A 15,807-nucleotide genomic window follows, 5' to 3' on the forward strand; every position below is an offset into this window, starting at 1 on the left:
ACAGCCTTTAGGGTGGTTTTAGCGGTGGGGCTCACCTGTTCCCATTCCGAACACAGAAGTTAAGCCCACCAGCGCCGATGGTACTGCGAAAGCGGGAGAGTAGGTCGCCGCCAGTTTTTTTTAAATCCTCAATCATTTACTTGATTGAGGATTTTTTTTGTGATATACTTTGAGAAAGTAAAAAAGTAAAAAGGTAAATGTAAAAAGGTAAAAGGAAAGTAAAAGGTAAAAAGTAAAAAGAGCTAAGTATGTGGTATGAAATTAATTGATGTTTCGGGTCTAGAGTTTTGTGTTTAATGTTCGCGTTGCTTGGTACAATACTTGGGTGATCATCAGCTAAGTAGCCGGATTTAATGATTACATTTCTGGGTTAACCATTCCGAAGCTTGGTAATAAAGGTGAATATTAATGCAGCTATGATCGATAAACAAAATCATTTGACTAAATTTTTGATTGAGTGGAGGAAAATTAGTTTGGGATTGAGTTGGTATAGACTTCACGAGATAGACGGTAAATTTAAGTGGTAACGTATAAACCTGTTCACTAATTTTTAATAGGTCTGCGATGCGTGTTATATGAATAATTCTATTACTTTCGATTGTACTTTTACAAACACTCATCTTAGAACAGGCCGCTCCTACGGAGCTCAAGTTAACAATTAGGATAATTGTAGTTCTGTGAACAGTGCACCGCCCTGCGGTTATTATTTTGCTGATCATAATGTAAACAAAGAATTCCTTGATAAACTAATTTTAAATGATACTACAGACGTTGTTTGCACAAGCAATAGTTTGAAATTAGATCAACTGAAATTAGTTAGAATTTCAATCCATATAGATTTTGAGATCTAGTATGTTGAATCTAGTGGTGTTGTATAAACCTGTTCAAAAATTTTGATAGTTCTGCGATGCGTGTTCTATAAATAATTCTATTACTTTAGATTGTACTTTTACAAACACTCATCTTAGAACAGGCCGCTCCTACGGAGCTCCTATTAACAATTAGGATAATTGTCGTTCTACGAACAGTGCATCGCTCTGCGGTTATTAAAATCTCATTTGTTAGGCAATATCACCTTATCTAATACTAAAAGGGTTTTTGAGCATATCAATTTCAAAAATAAAGAAACAAATCCTTGAAAATATTTAATTTATTTCACAAAATTTATTTTTGCATAATCATCAATCATCAATCATCAATCATCAATCATCAATCATCAATCATCAATCATCGAACATCAGAAGTAAAAGAAGTTAGTACTGACAGATTCTCTTTATCCACCACTCCTCCCTAGCCCAGATCGCAACGGCATCCTTTTTTGTTGTTTGGCAAAAAGCAAGGGCACAAAAAAGATATAGTGGAGAGCTGGATAAAGCTCCTGAAAATTTAGGCTGAGTTTTTATTATGATTTAACATAATTGTTCATCTGATCAATCAGTACTTTTTATGACACTGTCGAAACTTGTTTCTTTTTAGTGTCAAGTAGATCGAAATGAAATTTAATATTGGCAATATTTTTCCAGGTTGCATATTTGAATAACACGAAACCGATCAGCATCCCCAGTGTGTTTAAGAACACGTCGTCAACGTCGGCAACGCCTCTTCCGGTCAAATACTGGATTGATTCAATAATACTGATGGCAATCAGGAAGAATAAAGTTATCGGGACAAATCGATTAAATTTTTTAATGCATAATCCCAGCCATCCAAAAGGACTGAAAAGGAAGATGTTTCCAAATATATTGATAATAAATGCTTGATTATCAATGTTATTATCATTTAGGAAATGTTGTATTGTAATGAATGGCTGATGTTGAATATACGATATTTCGGAAGGTTCTCTTCCAGAAGCGTAGAACATCATGTATAATAAAACGATGGTATATAGGGCAATAAATACTGCAAAATATCTTTTCATAGGTTTCCTTTTAGGATTAGTAATTAAAAAGAGGTTGAAGTGCTTATTAGTTTTGTATTATTTAATAACAAAAATCTTACCCTTATCGTATGGCTTTAAGACAGTTTATAATTGTTTAGGATTATTTAACATAATAAAAAAGCCTCATCTTTTAAATGAGGCTGGATATTGAATAATGTAATGAAGTCAGACCTGAATAACTCCTAAATTGAATTTTTCTGTAATTGGAGAATGATCAGCAGCTTCTATTCCCATCGAGATCCATTTTCTGGTATCAATCGGGTTGATGATAGCATCTGTCCATAATCTTGATGCTGCATAAGTCGCTTCTGTCTGCTTCTGGTATTTTTTAGAAATTGAATCTAAAATTTCTTTGTGAGCTTCTTCGGTGATTTCTTTTCCCTGTTTCTTCAAAGTCGACTCCTGAATTTGGGCTAGAACCTTGGCAGCCTGAGAACCGCCCATTACCGCTAAATCTGCCCAAGGCCATGCAACAATGAGTCTTGGATCGTATGCTTTTCCGCACATCGCATAGTTTCCGGCTCCGTATGAATTTCCTGTGATAATTGTAAATTTAGGTACAATAGAATTGGCCACGGCGTTCACCATTTTGGCACCGTCTTTAATGATTCCTCCGTGTTCTGATTTTGAACCAACCATGAAACCTGTAACGTCCTGTAAAAATATCAATGGGATTTTTCTCTGGTTACAATTTGCGATAAACCGAGTGGCTTTATCGGCAGAGTCAGAATAGATAACACCTCCAAACTGCATTTCACCTTTACCGCTTTTTACCAGTTTTCTTTGATTGGCGACAATTCCTACAGACCATCCGTCGACCCTTGCAGTCGCACAGATTATACTTTTCCCATAGTCAGCTTTATATTCTTCAAACTCAGAATTATCGACAAGACATTTGATAATTTCCAACGTATCATATTGATCAGCGCGTGAAACCGGCATAATTCCGAAGATATTGTCTATTTTTTCTTTTGGTGGGAAGCTTTCAATTCTGTCGAAGCCAGCTTTTTCATAGCTTCCGATGGATTTCATAATATTTTTAATTCTGTTCAAAGCATCCTGATCATCCTTTGCTTTGTAGTCGGTCACTCCAGAAATTGAGCAGTGCGTTGTTGCACCGCCTAAAGTTTCATTATCGATGCTTTCGCCAATAGCAGCTTTTACCAGATAACTTCCTGCCAGGAAAATAGAACCTGTTTTATCTACAATCATTGCTTCGTCACTCATAATTGGCAGGTATGCACCTCCTGCAACACAGCTTCCCATGACAGCAGAAATCTGAATAATTCCCATGGCACTCATCTTAGCGTTATTTCTAAAAATTCTGCCGAAATGTTCTTTATCAGGAAAAATCTCGTCCTGCATTGGAAGATAAACTCCAGCTGAATCAACAAGATAAATGATTGGAAGTTTATTTTCCATCGCAATTTCCTGTGCTCTGAGGTTTTTCTTTCCGGTAATCGGAAACCATGCACCAGCTTTTACAGAGGCGTCGTTGGCAACCACTAAACATTGCTTTCCTGAAACATAACCCATCACCACAACAACACCACCACTTGGGCAGCCACCGTGTTCCTCGTACATTTCGTATCCTGCAAAAGCTCCAATTTCAATGGAATCTGAATCTTTATCAAGAAGATATTCTATTCTTTCTCTTGCCGTCATTTTTCCTTCATCGCGAAGCTTTTGTAACCTCTTTTCTCCACCGCCTTTTTTTATTTCAGAAAGTAAACGATTTATTTCAGATAATTTTAATTTGTTTTGATCTTCTCGCTTGTTGAATTCAATATCCATGAAATTTCTATTTTAATGTGCCTAAGATACTACTTTTCCAAGTTATATAAAATGATGATTTTTTATGATTCAACGCATTGAAAATCATAAAATTATGAAATATTTAACACAGATAAGTTTTTTTATGTTTGTTTTTTTTATAATTTTACATAAGAGGAAAGGAGCTGATTACTCCGTTATAAATCCTCTGTTCCTAGTTTATTTTTTTAATAGTTTATTATTTGAAGGCCCTGAAAGTTTAACAGACTTTCAGGGTTTTTTATGCCTCATTAATAGCGTTATTTTTAGTCAGATTAAGTTTTAAATTATTTTATTTAAACGAATAATATTTCGGTGTTTTACTAAAACGTATTCGTAAATTTGCCTGTTAAAAATTTGATAATTATAGACATGCAAAAATTAGCTCTTTTCAGATTGCACTTGATCGTTTTTTTGTGGGGATTTACTGCAATTTTAGGAAAACTAATTACTGCCAACGCACAAATTCTTGTTTTCTACAGAATGCTGTTTGCGGCTATATTCTTATTCATCTTCATCAGGGTTTTTAAAAAAGAAAGCATTAAAGTTTCTAAAAAACTTTTTTTGCAGCTTGCTGCTATAGGATTTTTTATGGCGCTGCACTGGCTCTGTTTCTTTTATTCTATTAAAGTTTCTAATGTTTCGATTGCACTAAGCTGTTTATCTCTGTCAACATTATTTGCCGCGATCCTGGAACCGATTGTTTTTAAACGAAAAGTTGACGTGTCAGAAGTTGTCATGGGAATTGTAATCGTCGCCTGTATTCTTTTGATTTTTAAAACCGAATTTCAATACAAAGAAGGTATTTTCTTCGGAATTCTCTGTGCTGTTTTCGGGACTATTTTTTCTGTTTTTAACGGAAAACTGTTTGGAAAAACCAGTCCGGGAAACATTATTTTTTACGAAATATTCAGTGGTTGGTTGATTTTGGCTGTCTTTTATTTATTATCCGGTCAAATATTTTCAATGAATGAAATAAATTACCGAGATTTGTCGTTAATATGGTTGTTGGCAAGTGTTTTCACGGCATTCCCGATGCTGGAATCGGTAAAGCTGATGAAATACATTTCGCCCTTCACATTAATTTTAACAGTAAATTTAGAACCAGTCTACGGAATTATACTAGCTTTTTTTATCTTTGGAGAATCAGAACACATGAGCCCAGTATTTTATGTGGCTTCACTCGTTATGATTTTAGCAATAGTAGCGAACGCTCTGATTAAAACCAGGAAACAGAAAACAATTAACTAAGCATCAACTGCATGATGAAAAAATATCTTTTATTCCTATTTTCCCTTGTATTTGGGTTTTCACAATCTCAAATTATCAGAAAATATTCCAATGAATTCTTAAATATCGGTGCCGGAGCAAGAGGTTTGGCAATGGGAGGAGCTGTTATTTCTAATCAGGATGACGTGTATTCACCTATGTGGAACCCTGCAGGTTTAAACGGTATTACGAGAGACTGGCAGGGAGCAGCAATGCACGCAGAATACTTTGAATCGATTGCGAAATATGATTATCTGGCATATGCAAAAGTTTTGGAAGAAGGTGTTTTCGGTGTTTCAATCGTAAGATTGGGAGTTGATAATATTTTAAATACCACTCAGCTAATAGATACGGAAGGAAATATTGATTATGATAAAATCACCAAGTTTTCACAGTCAGATTATGCGGGTATTATTACCTATGCTTTTCATCCTGGTGGAAATCCTAAACTGGATGTCGGAGTTAACGCAAAAATTGTTTACAGAAATGTGGGGAAATTTGCAAGCGGCTACGGTTTTGGTTTTGATGTAGGGGCAATCTATAAAGCGGATAACGGCTGGAAGTTTGGGGGAATCCTCCGTGATGCAACGACGACTGTCAATTTCTGGAGCATTAATCAAAACGAGTTATCCGCAGTGGTCAACGGTGAAGAATTTAACCCGGCACCAACAGATAAAATGGAATTGACAATGCCTAAACTGAATGCCGGAGCAAGTAAGCTTTTTGAAATCAACAGCAGTTTATATGTACTACCTGAAGCTGGGATCAATGTAGATTTTGCTAAAACGGCAGCACTACTTTCTACAGATTTTGCAAGTATTACTCCTTATGCCGGTGCTGAATTAGGTTATCAGAAAATGATTTTTGTGAGAGTGGGGATCAACAGATTTCAGTCGATTACGGATATTGAAGATTTAAGCAGAAAAGTTTCATTTCAGCCGAGCGCTGGTTTAGGAATCAGGTACAGAGGTTTGACGTTAGATTATGCAATCAGTAATTCAGGAATTGGCGGATCTAATTTCTTCTCCAACTTTTTCTCTTTGAAGCTTGATATGGGAGAATTTAGAAATGATTAAAATACATAAGATTATATGCTCTAAAAATAATGGGTATTGATTTTGGTGAATTTTTAAAAAGGATAATAAATTCAGAATTATTTTAAATTAATTACAATGAAGAAAGTTTCAACATTAATCGCAGCCGTTTGCTTTACAATTTCGTATGCGCAAAAAGTTTCAGATTATAAATATATAGCATTACCGGAAAAATTCAGCGGATTTAAAAGCGAACAGTATAAATTAGATGTTTTGCTATCTAAAACACTTAAGCAAAAACAATATGTGGTAGTTTCGAGAAGCAGAAGTCAATGGACAGCGGAAGCCAATTCAAATCCTTGTAGTGTTTTGAATGCCGACGTAATCAATGACAGCGGGTTTTTGAGAAATAAGATTGTTTTGGAATTTAAAGACTGTAACGGTAAAGTCGTTGCAAGTCAAAAAGGAAGTACTTCGATTAAAGAGTTTGAAGAAGGTTATCAGGATGCTTTAAAACAGGCTTTGGTAACTGTTCCTGTTTCAAGTCCGAAAGCAATGGCGGTTCGGGCAGAAGCGGTAGTTCAGGAAGTACAGCCTTCCGAACCGGTAAGGGAAGTTGCCCTCGAAACTGTGGCAAACTCTCCGTCGCAATCGGGAAAATATTCGAATGGAAAAGTAAGTTTACAGAAAGTACAGATAGATGACAGTCAGTTTATTTTAGTAGAAAGCAACGGCTCAGTTCCGTTTGCAACATTCAAGTCGACAAGTAAGAAAGATACTTTTAAAGTAAAACTGAAATCAGGAGAATCAACGATAGGATATTATGAAAATGCAAACATCGTGATTGAAATGCCAAAAGGCAACGATGATTATTCGAAAGAAGTTTTCATTTTAAATTAAATAAAAAAAGCCTTATCTGTCACCAGATAAGGCTTCCTTAAAATAAACCATAAAAAACTAAAACTATGGTAATAGAACAGTATCTATTACATGTATTACTCCATTTGACTGATTGACATCAGCAATTGTTACTTTTGCTTTGTTACCTTTTGCGTCGGTTACATATAGGTCATTACCTTTTGTCCAGAATGTTAATTCTTCCCCTGCTACCGTTTTCATCATTGCTTTACCATTTCCGGCTTTCACTGCAGCCCAAACCTGTTTAGAACTGTATTTTCCAGGAAGAACGTGGTAAGTTAAAATCTTGGTAAGCATTTCTTTATTTTCAGGCTTAACTAAATTTTCAACAGTTCCTGCAGGAAGTTTTGCAAATGCTGCATCTGTAGGTGCGAATACTGTGAATGGTCCTGCACTTTGCAAAGTTTCTACCAAACCTGCTGCTTTTACTGCGGCAACTAATGTTTTGTGGTCTTTAGAATTCATTGCGTTTTCAACAATGTTTTTTGATGGGTACATTGCAGCTCCGCCAACCATTACCGTCTTTTCTTTCATTTTCTGTGCAGCCACATTTCCACTTAATGCGAATGATAATGCAACCATTCCTAGTGCTGCGAATTTTGATCTTGTATTCATTTTTTTGATTTTTTAAATTATTATTATTTGAGTTGTAAGTTTCTTTGTCTGTTATTGGTATCTACGACAGTCTCCTGGTTTTAGTTTTAAGATTCTAGAGAATTTATTTTATTTAACTGAAAATCAGTTGATTAATTTTGTTTCTTGGTTTTTTGATTGGGTACGAATTCCAATGAAACCGAATTCATGCAAAATCTTTTCCCGGTAGGTTTGGGTCCGTCATCGAAAATATGTCCCAAATGAGAATCGCATCTTCCGCACAGTACTTCTGTACGTTCCATGTTATGGGAACTGTCTTTTTTATATTTTACCCCGTCTTTTCTCAACGGTTCGTAGAAAGATGGCCATCCACAGGTGGTTGCAAATTTTGAAGTTGAAAGAAACAGTGCATTTCCGCAGACCGCGCAGTAATATGTACCTTTTACATCAAATTCATAATATTTTCCGGTGAATGCCATTTCAGTGGCTCCTTCTCTTGCTACCTGATACAATTCAGGTTTTAAAATTTTTTTCCATTCAGCATTGCTGACTTTCAAAGGTGTCGTTGCCGTTTTAGAGTAGTAGGGGTTCTTTGCTTTAAAGTTTCCGGTCTGTGCTGCAATATTTCCTAACATCATTATCAGTAGAAGTACTGAAAATAGTTTAGTGATCGTATTTTTCATTTTATATAAATTTATAATAACTGTTTATGATGATATATACGAGATAAAATTTTTGAAAGATTTTTGCGGATGTCCGTTTTATTTTGTTAAATTTGGTAAGTAAAATATTCAATATTAAAACTAACTATTCAGAGGACGAACTTATTGCTTTGCTCAGAGAAAAGAGCGAATCAGGTTTTCACCACTTATATGACCATTATTCTGGTGCATTATATGGGGTGATTCTTCGAATTGTGCAGTCAAAAGAATATACTGAAGAAATAATTCAGGATGTTTTTATGAAAATCTGGAATTCTATTCATCAATACGATACTGCAAAGGGAAGGTTTTATACATGGATGATCAATATCGCAAGAAATACAGCAATTGATTATTTAAAATCTAAAAGTTTTCAAAACGAACTAAAAAACCAATCACTACCTGATTTCGTATATAACAATGCGGAACTTTCAACGACTAATAATTCAGATTTTATTGGCTTTAGCAATGTGCTCGAGACTTTGGAGTCTGATAAGCAGGAGCTTATAAATCTTGCCTATTATCAGGGATACACGCAGAGTGAGATATCAGAAAAACTGAACATGCCCTTGGGCACTGTAAAAACGAAGATGCGTAATGCATTAATGAAACTAAAAGATTTATTAAAAGATTATCAATAAAATTGAATAATAAAGAATACATATCATCCGGAATTCTAGAATCATACATTCTAGGCCAAGCTTCTCCCGAGGAAGCAGGTATTTTGGAGTGTGTGATGAAGAACAGCGATGAAGTAAGAGAAGCTTTTGAAGAAGCACAGAAGACTTTTGAGATGCTTGCCAATGCGCAGGCAGTGACCCCACCCAATGATTTAAAATCAAAAATCTGGGCTAAAATACAGCAAGAACAGAAAACTGCAGATGATACACCAGTTATTCCTATTCAAAACAACGAAGAGATCTTTGAAGAGAAGAAGGAGTTAAAGGAAATTGAGACCGAAAAGAGTAGTGGCGGTGGCTGGAAAAACTTTGCTATAGCAGCTTCTGTGTTGTTTTTAGTAAGTATTGGTGCCAATCTATACTGGATGAATAGCCAGGCTAAAATCAACGATCAGATAGTTAAACTGGAAAGCGAAACGAAGTCTAAAAATCTTGCCATGCAGACTATGCAGCAGAAGTTAGATATTGCCGCAAATCCTGATATGAAAAAAGTAGTTTTGGCAGGAGTGGACAAACATCCTGAATCTAAAGCAACTGTTTTGTGGGATACCAATTCTAAAGACGTTTACTTAAATGTAAACAGTCTCCCTAAAGCGCCGGAAGGAATGGAGTACCAATTGTGGGCAATTGCAGACGGTAAACCGGTAAGTGCAGGAATGTATTCTGAAGATAAAGATGGTAGAATTGCTTTGGCGAATATTCCAAATGCACAGGCATTTGCTATTACGCTTGAGAAAAAAGGTGGAAGTGAAGCTCCGACTATGGAAAATATGTATGTAATGGGTGGCGTTTAAAAGTAGTCTCCATATAATTGATATAAAAAATCAGCTCAAATTTTTGAGCTGATTTTGTTTTTATGGAGTGTTGAAAAAATCAAAAACGATCTTCCCTTTACTTTTCCCTAAAATTTCTTCTAAAGTTTCCAGATTTGCTTCTTTAATTCTCTTTACAGATTTTAATTTCGATAAGAGCATTCCAATTGTTTTATCACCAACGCCGGGGATTTCTTCCAGCTCAGATTTTATGGTTGAATTGGTTCTTCGGGTTCTGTGATGTCTTACTCCGAAACGGTGCGCTTCATCCCGCACTCTCTGAAGAACTTTTAATGTTTCAGATTTTTTATCAAGATACAAAGGAATGGGATCTTCGGGAAAGAAAATTTCTTCCAGTCTTTTGGCAATACCGACGATGGTTATTTTGCCATACAGACCCAAAAGTTTTAAACTTTTAATAGCGGATGACAGCTGTCCTTTTCCACCGTCAATCAGAATAAGCTGTGGTAAGCTTTCGCCTTCTTCAAGCATTCTTTTATATCGGCGGAAAATAACCTCTTCCATCGTTTTAAAATCATCAGGACCCACGACAGTTTTAGGATGAAAAATTCGATAATCGGCTTTGCTTGGCTTTCCGTCTTTAAAAACAACACATGCTGATACCGGATTGGTTCCCTGAATATTCGAGTTATCAAATCCTTCAATGTGGCGCGGTTCTACAGGCATTCTCAGGAGTTTCTGCATTTCTGCCATGATTCTGTTGGAATGTCTTTCGGGATCTACAATCTGTACCTGTTTAAGTTTCTCGATTCTGTATTCCTTGGCATTTTTTTCTGAAAGTTCTACGATCCGTTTTTTGTCACCAACTTTAGGAACAATCAGTTTTACGTTCGGAATTTCTAATGTCAAATGAAAGGGGATAAGCACCTCTTTTGAATTTGATTCAAATTTCTGACGGATTTCAATTAAAGCTTCTTCCAAAATATCTTCGTCACTTTCTTCAATGATTTTCTTGATCTCAGTAGTGAAGCTTTGGATAATATTTCCGTTTCTGATTTTGAAATAATTCACATAAGCAGCCGTTTCGTCACTCGTCATTCCGAAAACATCAACATCATCAATATTCGGATTTACGACGGTATGTTTGACCTGATAATTTTCGAGAATGTCTAATCTCTCTTTAATGGTCTGTGCATTTTCAAACTGAAGATTCTCGGCATACTTCATCATTTGACTGATCAGATATTTTTTCGCCGTCTGGAAATCACCTTTAATAATTCCTCTTATCGCATCAATTTTTTCATCATATTCTTCTTTGCTTTCCAAACCTTCACAGGGACCTTCACAGTTTTTAATATGAAATTCGAGACAGACTTTATATTTGCCGTCATCAATTTTACTCGGTGCTAAATTGAGATTACAGGTTCTCAGTTTATAAATATGTTTGATGGTATCCAAAAGAATCTTTGCGGGACGCACTTTCGCATAAGGACCGTAATATTCTGAACCGTCTTTTATTTTTGTTCTCGTTAAAAATATTCTCGGGAAATCTTCATTTTTAATACAAATCCAGGGATAAGTTTTGTCATCCTTCAACATCACATTGTAAACAGGCTGATGTTCTTTTATCAGATTGTTCTCTAATAAAAGTGCGTCGTATTCGCTGTTGACGATAGTAGTTTCCAGGCGGTGAATCTTTCCTACCATGATCTTAATTCGATATCCGGGAAGATTTTTATTAAAATAGGAGAGAACTCTTTTCTTTAAATGCTTTGCCTTTCCTACATACAGCAAATTGTCGTTCTTATCGTAATAACGATACACGCCGGGTTCTGATGGTAAAGTTTTAAGCTGTAATTCTAAAGAAGGATTCATAAAGCAAAATTAAGAATTTTAAAGCACAAAAAAACTCCTGAGCATCTTTTACATGAATTCTGCGCAGGAGTTGATCTGAAATAGTTGGAAATTTATTATCCGTTTGTCATCTCAGTATATTCATTCACCAAAAAGCTAAAGTAATCCCATTCTACAGATTTTTTAGGATATTTTTTCATAAATTCAGCATTGTCACCAAATAAGAAATCGTAGTTATCTTCAAAATCATCTTTGTGAAGCCACATTACTTTGTCACCTTTTTTCACATAATACGATTTAATCACTCCTCCACCTAACTGTGGTCCGCCAAACGAAACTCCATTGGTTTCCTTCGCCCGCGGATCGTGATATACGGCAATCACATCGCTGAACTCAGGATTGATTAACTGCATCAGGAATTCTTTGTCATCCTTCTTGTTTTTTAATGAAACGGTCTGGTTCACAAACTGAATATTTTCGCTGGTCGTATTTTTACTCAGTTTTTTTGTGCTCATGCTTCTTATGTTGCTCATGTACTTTCCAACTTTTAAAACTTTTGCCAGTTTAGATGGATAAATGTACATTTCGCTTACATTGTCTGCGTTGAAAACCATTTGTTTTTTGGTTGCGCTGTCCTTAATGGAGATCTCGTAGATCTGTCCTTTTTTGGTTTCGATATCGTTGCAAAAACCTTTGTTTACCGTTCCGTCTTTGAGAATGATGGTTGATATTTTCTTTGTGGATGGTCCTGGAAATCCTTCGTTGAAAAGATACTGTTCCATTTTTTTAATTTGCTCTTTAGAGAATTTTACTTTTTCCTGAGCGAATGTAAACGCACCCGTCACCGAAAGTGCCAATAATAAAGCTTTGAATTTCATATAGATTAGTTTTAATTAAGTCCATAAAAATAGTAAATTAAATGGCTTCTGACTGAAATATTTTAAGATGAAATATCGCGTTTTCAGTTCTCCTCAAAATGTGTATTTTTAAGCAAATTTTTTGAAATGATATACGGAGTAGACGTTTTGAGTTTCCATGATGTTTTGGAAATCTGTAAAACCCCAAATAAAGCCAAATTAAATACAACTGCTAAGGAGCAGATTCTAAAATCTCAGGATAATGTAAAGAAAATTGTAGAGTCAGATCGTTGTGTGTATGGGATTAACACAGGGTTTGGGCCTCTTTGTGATACTAAAATCTCTGCTGACGAAACAGCGCAGCTGCAGTATAATTTAATTATTTCTCACGCGGTGGGCGTTGGTAAACCCATTGATAAAGAATTTTCGAAAATCATGATGATTGCAAAGGTTCATGCGTTGTCGAAAGGTTATTCGGGAGTTTCTCTGGAAGTGATTGAAAGATTTATTTTAATGCTCGAAAAAGACATTATTCCTGTTGTTCCGGAGCAGGGTTCTGTAGGAGCTTCTGGAGATCTGGCACCGCTTTCACACTTAGTTTTACCGCTTTTAGGATTAGGTCAGGTTTGGGTAGGAAACGAAATTTTCGAAACGGCCGAAATTCTTGAAATAAATAATCTTGAGCCCTTGGTTTTAGGTCCGAAAGAAGGCTTGGGACTGATCAACGGAACACAGTTTATTCTGGCCCATGCCATCAAAGGTTTAGAAAAATTTGAATATCTTTTGGATCTGGCAGATCTGACGGCTGCTATGAGTCTTGAAGCGTACAGAGGTTCGGCAAGTCCGTTTAAAAAAGAACTTCATGACATCAGACCGTTTGAAGGAAGTAAAAAAGTGGCAGCAAGAATGCTGAAGTTTTTAAAGAATTCAGATAATCTGAAATCTCACGAATATTGCGACAGAGTACAGGATCCGTATTCTATGAGATGCGTTCCGCAGGTTCACGGTGCAAGCAGAAATGCTTTCGAACACTTGAAAATGTTGACAGAAACGGAATTGAATTCTGTAACCGATAATCCAATCGTGTTAAGTGCTGAAGAATCTATTTCTGGCGGAAACTTCCACGGACAGTTGTTGGCGATGCCGTTGGATTATGCAACCTTGGCGGCAGCTGAATTGGGAAATATCTCAGACAGAAGAAGTTATCTTTTATTGGAAGGAAAATATGGTCTACCGAGATTGTTAACCGAAAGTTCAGGTTTAAATTCAGGATTTATGATCCCGCAATATACTTCTGCGGCCTTGGTAACGGAGAATAAAACGCTTTGTTTCCCGGCATCGGCAGATTCTATTCCAACAAGTTTAGGTCAGGAAGATCATGTTTCTATGGGAAGTATTTCGGGTAGGAAATTTAATCAGGTTTTAGGAAATTTAGTTAATATTTTAGCGGTAGAACTGATGTTTGCAGCACAGGGATTAGAATTTAGAAGACCTGCCAAATGTTCAAAAATCATCGAGGAAAACCATGCAATTATCCGTTCAAAAGTAGCAAAGCTTGAAGATGACAGACTGATCGGAAAAGATATGCTGGCGATTGCTGAATTGATTAATGAGAGAAAATTTGTAGTTAATTTTTAAAATAAATAATTCAAACAAAAAAGAAGCTTCCACCCTGGAAGCTTCTTTTTTGTTTGTAGTGAAGAGTAAATCTTGTCATTCATAAGAAATGGAAACTCTTTCGTTTAACGGTAAGCATAAAATTTCTATGCACTTAGTATTAAATTTAGTGATCAAGTATCTGTAATTCAGTAGAAAATCTTAATTTGGTTCGACCAAACAAAATTTTTACTATGAAAAAATGTGTATTCTTATTACTCACCGCATTCGCTTTGAGTTCATGCAGCAATGACGATCTGCAGACATCTGCAATTGAAAGCGAAATCGTACAGACAGATCCGCTTACAACGAGACAGATTAATGATCAAATCAACGAAACAACAAAATCTAAAGGCAGATTTTCCTGGAACGAATCTTCTTCCTATTTTTTATGGAGTGGAATTGTTCGTGGGAATAAAATCGCATCCATCGGGTTTGGAGATTCGAAAGACGATTTCGACAGAAGCCAATCTGCTAATTCCGAAGCTTTACAAAGTGAAATTCTTGAAGTAATCTCCAAATACGAAGGTAAAAAAGACAGAGTTCTTATGGCTTCGGATCAATATCTGAACCAAATCGATGTTTACATTGAGAAGCAGGAAACGGTGATTGCGCTACGTAAATTAAAATCTATCCGCTATTTTGAACCTGCAGATTACCATTATTTTGAGAATGAAAACAAAATAGGAGGTATCGCAAAATCAAGCGGAAGCTCATCTGGTTGCGGATTAGAGTCAACTGTTTTAAATTCTGCAGACTACACAACAGTTTCACCCAATGCAAAAGCACCATGGTCATTTGCGAAGCATAATATTACCAGCGCATGGAATTACAGCACCGGAGCCGGAATTACCATCGGATTAATTGATTCAGGAGTTTCTTTCAATCAAACTTTGTTGAGTGGCAGTTTTAATAATGGTTCTTCTTCGGGACGGACAATCAGCAAAAACGGTGTGTATGTAGATTCTGTATGGCCATGGAGTTCAGGCTTCGATGGTGCTGACGACAAATGTGGCCATGGAACGAGCATGGCTTCTGCGATGGCGGCTCCGAGAAACAGTTTGGGACAGCCGGTTGGTGTGGCGTATAATGCAAACCTTGTTTCTTACCGGGCTGCTTCAAATGTAGTTTTAGACGGTTATCACGAGCAGGAAGGTGTAAAATTAGCATTCACGGCATTGGCTAATAATACTTCGGTAAAGATTATCTCAATGTCGATGGGACATATTTTTTCAGTCGGAAAGATTGAAGACGGTGTAAAATATGCGTACTCAAAAGGAAAATTAATTTTCTGCGCAGGGGGAACATCTACAAGTTTTACTACTTTCGTTGGTGTTATTTTCCCTGCATGGATGGCTGAAACACAGGCAATCACAGGAGTGAAAGAAAATACTTCTAACCAAAAATGTGATGTCTGCCACTCGGGAGCGGAGATAGATTTCACTTACCAGATGGAAAGAGCGTCTGGAAATAATATTCCGGTGTTGAGTTATTACAATGCGCAGACCGATTACGTAGGAGGTTCTTCGGTTGCCACAGCATCCACAGCAGGAATTGCAGCGTTGGTCTGGTCAAAAAATCCTTCATGGACGAGAGATCAGGTTTTAGCTAAAATGAGACAGTCTTCCACATATTATCCTACTAAAAATGCAGATTATGGCTATGGAAATATCAACGTTCTGCAGGCGGTACAGTGATCTAAATGTTCTATTCAAATAAT

The 15,807-nt window shown here is 36.3% G+C and carries 13 protein-coding genes and 1 rRNA gene; 8 read left to right on the forward strand and 6 right to left on the reverse strand.

Annotated elements, in window-relative coordinates:
* The first annotated feature begins 8 nt into the window (after positions 1-8).
* Positions 9-116: ribosomal RNA gene (gene rrf / locus OMO38_RS17950) — 5S ribosomal RNA — on the forward strand.
* A 1,328-nt stretch (positions 117-1,444) separates the two neighbouring features.
* On the opposite strand, the gene OMO38_RS17955 is transcribed toward rrf, so the two are convergent.
* On the reverse strand, positions 1,445-1,918 hold the full coding sequence (locus OMO38_RS17955) for a VanZ family protein (protein ID WP_264751563.1): 474 nt from the start codon (positions 1,916-1,918) through the stop codon (positions 1,445-1,447).
* 186 nt (positions 1,919-2,104) lie between these two features.
* Positions 2,105-3,733, reverse strand: a complete 1,629-nt coding sequence (locus OMO38_RS17960; RefSeq protein ID WP_264751564.1) for an acyl-CoA carboxylase subunit beta — start codon at positions 3,731-3,733, stop codon at positions 2,105-2,107.
* Between the two features lie 390 nt (positions 3,734-4,123).
* On the opposite strand from OMO38_RS17960, the gene OMO38_RS17965 reads away from it, so the two are divergent.
* From OMO38_RS17965 to OMO38_RS17975, 3 genes are all read left to right on the forward strand, one after another.
* Positions 4,124-5,002 (forward strand): DMT family transporter, encoded by an 879-nt coding sequence (locus OMO38_RS17965; RefSeq protein ID WP_264751565.1) that lies wholly within the window; start codon positions 4,124-4,126, stop codon positions 5,000-5,002.
* Between the two features lie 11 nt (positions 5,003-5,013).
* Positions 5,014-6,096 carry a putative type IX sorting system protein PorV2 gene (locus tag OMO38_RS17970; RefSeq protein ID WP_264751566.1) on the forward strand — a complete coding sequence of 361 codons (1,083 nt, stop codon included), beginning with the start codon at positions 5,014-5,016 and terminating at the stop codon, positions 6,094-6,096.
* Positions 6,097-6,192: 96 nt separating this feature from the next.
* Positions 6,193-6,954 (forward strand): hypothetical protein, encoded by a 762-nt coding sequence (locus OMO38_RS17975; RefSeq protein WP_264751567.1) that lies wholly within the window; start codon positions 6,193-6,195, stop codon positions 6,952-6,954.
* A gap of 63 nt (positions 6,955-7,017) precedes the next feature.
* On the opposite strand, the gene OMO38_RS17980 is transcribed toward OMO38_RS17975, so the two are convergent.
* Complete coding sequence (locus OMO38_RS17980) at positions 7,018-7,587, reverse strand: fasciclin domain-containing protein (RefSeq protein WP_264751568.1); 570 nt, start codon at positions 7,585-7,587, stop codon at positions 7,018-7,020.
* 131 nt (positions 7,588-7,718) lie between these two features.
* Positions 7,719-8,204, reverse strand: coding sequence for a peptide-methionine (R)-S-oxide reductase MsrB (msrB, locus tag OMO38_RS17985; RefSeq protein ID WP_264751607.1), 486 nt, complete (start codon positions 8,202-8,204; stop codon positions 7,719-7,721).
* A 137-nt stretch (positions 8,205-8,341) separates the two neighbouring features.
* On the opposite strand from msrB, the gene OMO38_RS17990 reads away from it, so the two are divergent.
* Together OMO38_RS17990 and OMO38_RS17995 are read left to right on the forward strand one after the other, a co-directional pair.
* Positions 8,342-8,908 carry an RNA polymerase sigma factor gene (locus OMO38_RS17990; protein ID WP_264751569.1) on the forward strand — a complete coding sequence of 189 codons (567 nt, stop codon included), beginning with the start codon at positions 8,342-8,344 and terminating at the stop codon, positions 8,906-8,908.
* A 2-nt stretch (positions 8,909-8,910) separates the two neighbouring features.
* On the forward strand, positions 8,911-9,741 hold the full coding sequence (locus tag OMO38_RS17995) for an anti-sigma factor (protein ID WP_264751570.1): 831 nt from the start codon (positions 8,911-8,913) through the stop codon (positions 9,739-9,741).
* A 60-nt stretch (positions 9,742-9,801) separates the two neighbouring features.
* On the opposite strand, the gene uvrC is transcribed toward OMO38_RS17995, so the two are convergent.
* Positions 9,802-11,595 (reverse strand): excinuclease ABC subunit UvrC, encoded by a 1,794-nt coding sequence (gene uvrC / locus OMO38_RS18000; RefSeq protein WP_264751571.1) that lies wholly within the window; start codon positions 11,593-11,595, stop codon positions 9,802-9,804.
* Positions 11,596-11,690: 95 nt separating this feature from the next.
* Positions 11,691-12,452: a hypothetical protein gene (locus OMO38_RS18005; protein ID WP_264751572.1), complete on the reverse strand. Its 762-nt coding sequence runs from the start codon at positions 12,450-12,452 to the stop codon at positions 11,691-11,693.
* A 126-nt stretch (positions 12,453-12,578) separates the two neighbouring features.
* Between OMO38_RS18005 and hutH the strand changes: the two genes are divergently transcribed.
* Both hutH and OMO38_RS18015 read left to right on the forward strand, forming a co-directional pair.
* The gene (gene hutH, locus OMO38_RS18010; RefSeq protein WP_264751573.1) at positions 12,579-14,069 is read left to right on the forward strand and encodes a histidine ammonia-lyase; all 1,491 of its coding nucleotides are present in this window, start codon (positions 12,579-12,581) and stop codon (positions 14,067-14,069) included.
* Positions 14,070-14,281: 212 nt separating this feature from the next.
* Positions 14,282-15,784, forward strand: a complete 1,503-nt coding sequence (locus tag OMO38_RS18015; protein WP_264751574.1) for a S8/S53 family peptidase — start codon at positions 14,282-14,284, stop codon at positions 15,782-15,784.
* Positions 15,785-15,807 lie beyond the last annotated feature (23 nt).

This window comes from Chryseobacterium kimseyorum (genome assembly GCF_025971945.1).
GTDB lineage: Bacteria > Bacteroidota > Bacteroidia > Flavobacteriales > Weeksellaceae > Chryseobacterium > Chryseobacterium kimseyorum.

Coding starts and splice junctions, on each gene's coding strand:
- OMO38_RS18005 (WP_264751572.1), bottom strand. CDS start 12,452: ATGAAATTCAAAGCTTTATTATTGGCACTTTCGGTGACGGGTGCGTTT.
- OMO38_RS17955 (WP_264751563.1), bottom strand. CDS start 1,918: ATGAAAAGATATTTTGCAGTATTTATTGCCCTATATACCATCGTTTTA.
- OMO38_RS17965 (WP_264751565.1), top strand. CDS start 4,124: ATGCAAAAATTAGCTCTTTTCAGATTGCACTTGATCGTTTTTTTGTGG.
- OMO38_RS18015 (WP_264751574.1), top strand. CDS start 14,282: ATGAAAAAATGTGTATTCTTATTACTCACCGCATTCGCTTTGAGTTCA.
- uvrC (WP_264751571.1), bottom strand. CDS start 11,595: ATGAATCCTTCTTTAGAATTACAGCTTAAAACTTTACCATCAGAACCC.
- OMO38_RS17975 (WP_264751567.1), top strand. CDS start 6,193: ATGAAGAAAGTTTCAACATTAATCGCAGCCGTTTGCTTTACAATTTCG.
- msrB (WP_264751607.1), bottom strand. CDS start 8,204: ATGATGTTAGGAAATATTGCAGCACAGACCGGAAACTTTAAAGCAAAG.
- OMO38_RS17980 (WP_264751568.1), bottom strand. CDS start 7,587: ATGAATACAAGATCAAAATTCGCAGCACTAGGAATGGTTGCATTATCA.
- hutH (WP_264751573.1), top strand. CDS start 12,579: ATGATATACGGAGTAGACGTTTTGAGTTTCCATGATGTTTTGGAAATC.
- OMO38_RS17960 (WP_264751564.1), bottom strand. CDS start 3,733: ATGGATATTGAATTCAACAAGCGAGAAGATCAAAACAAATTAAAATTA.
- OMO38_RS17970 (WP_264751566.1), top strand. CDS start 5,014: ATGATGAAAAAATATCTTTTATTCCTATTTTCCCTTGTATTTGGGTTT.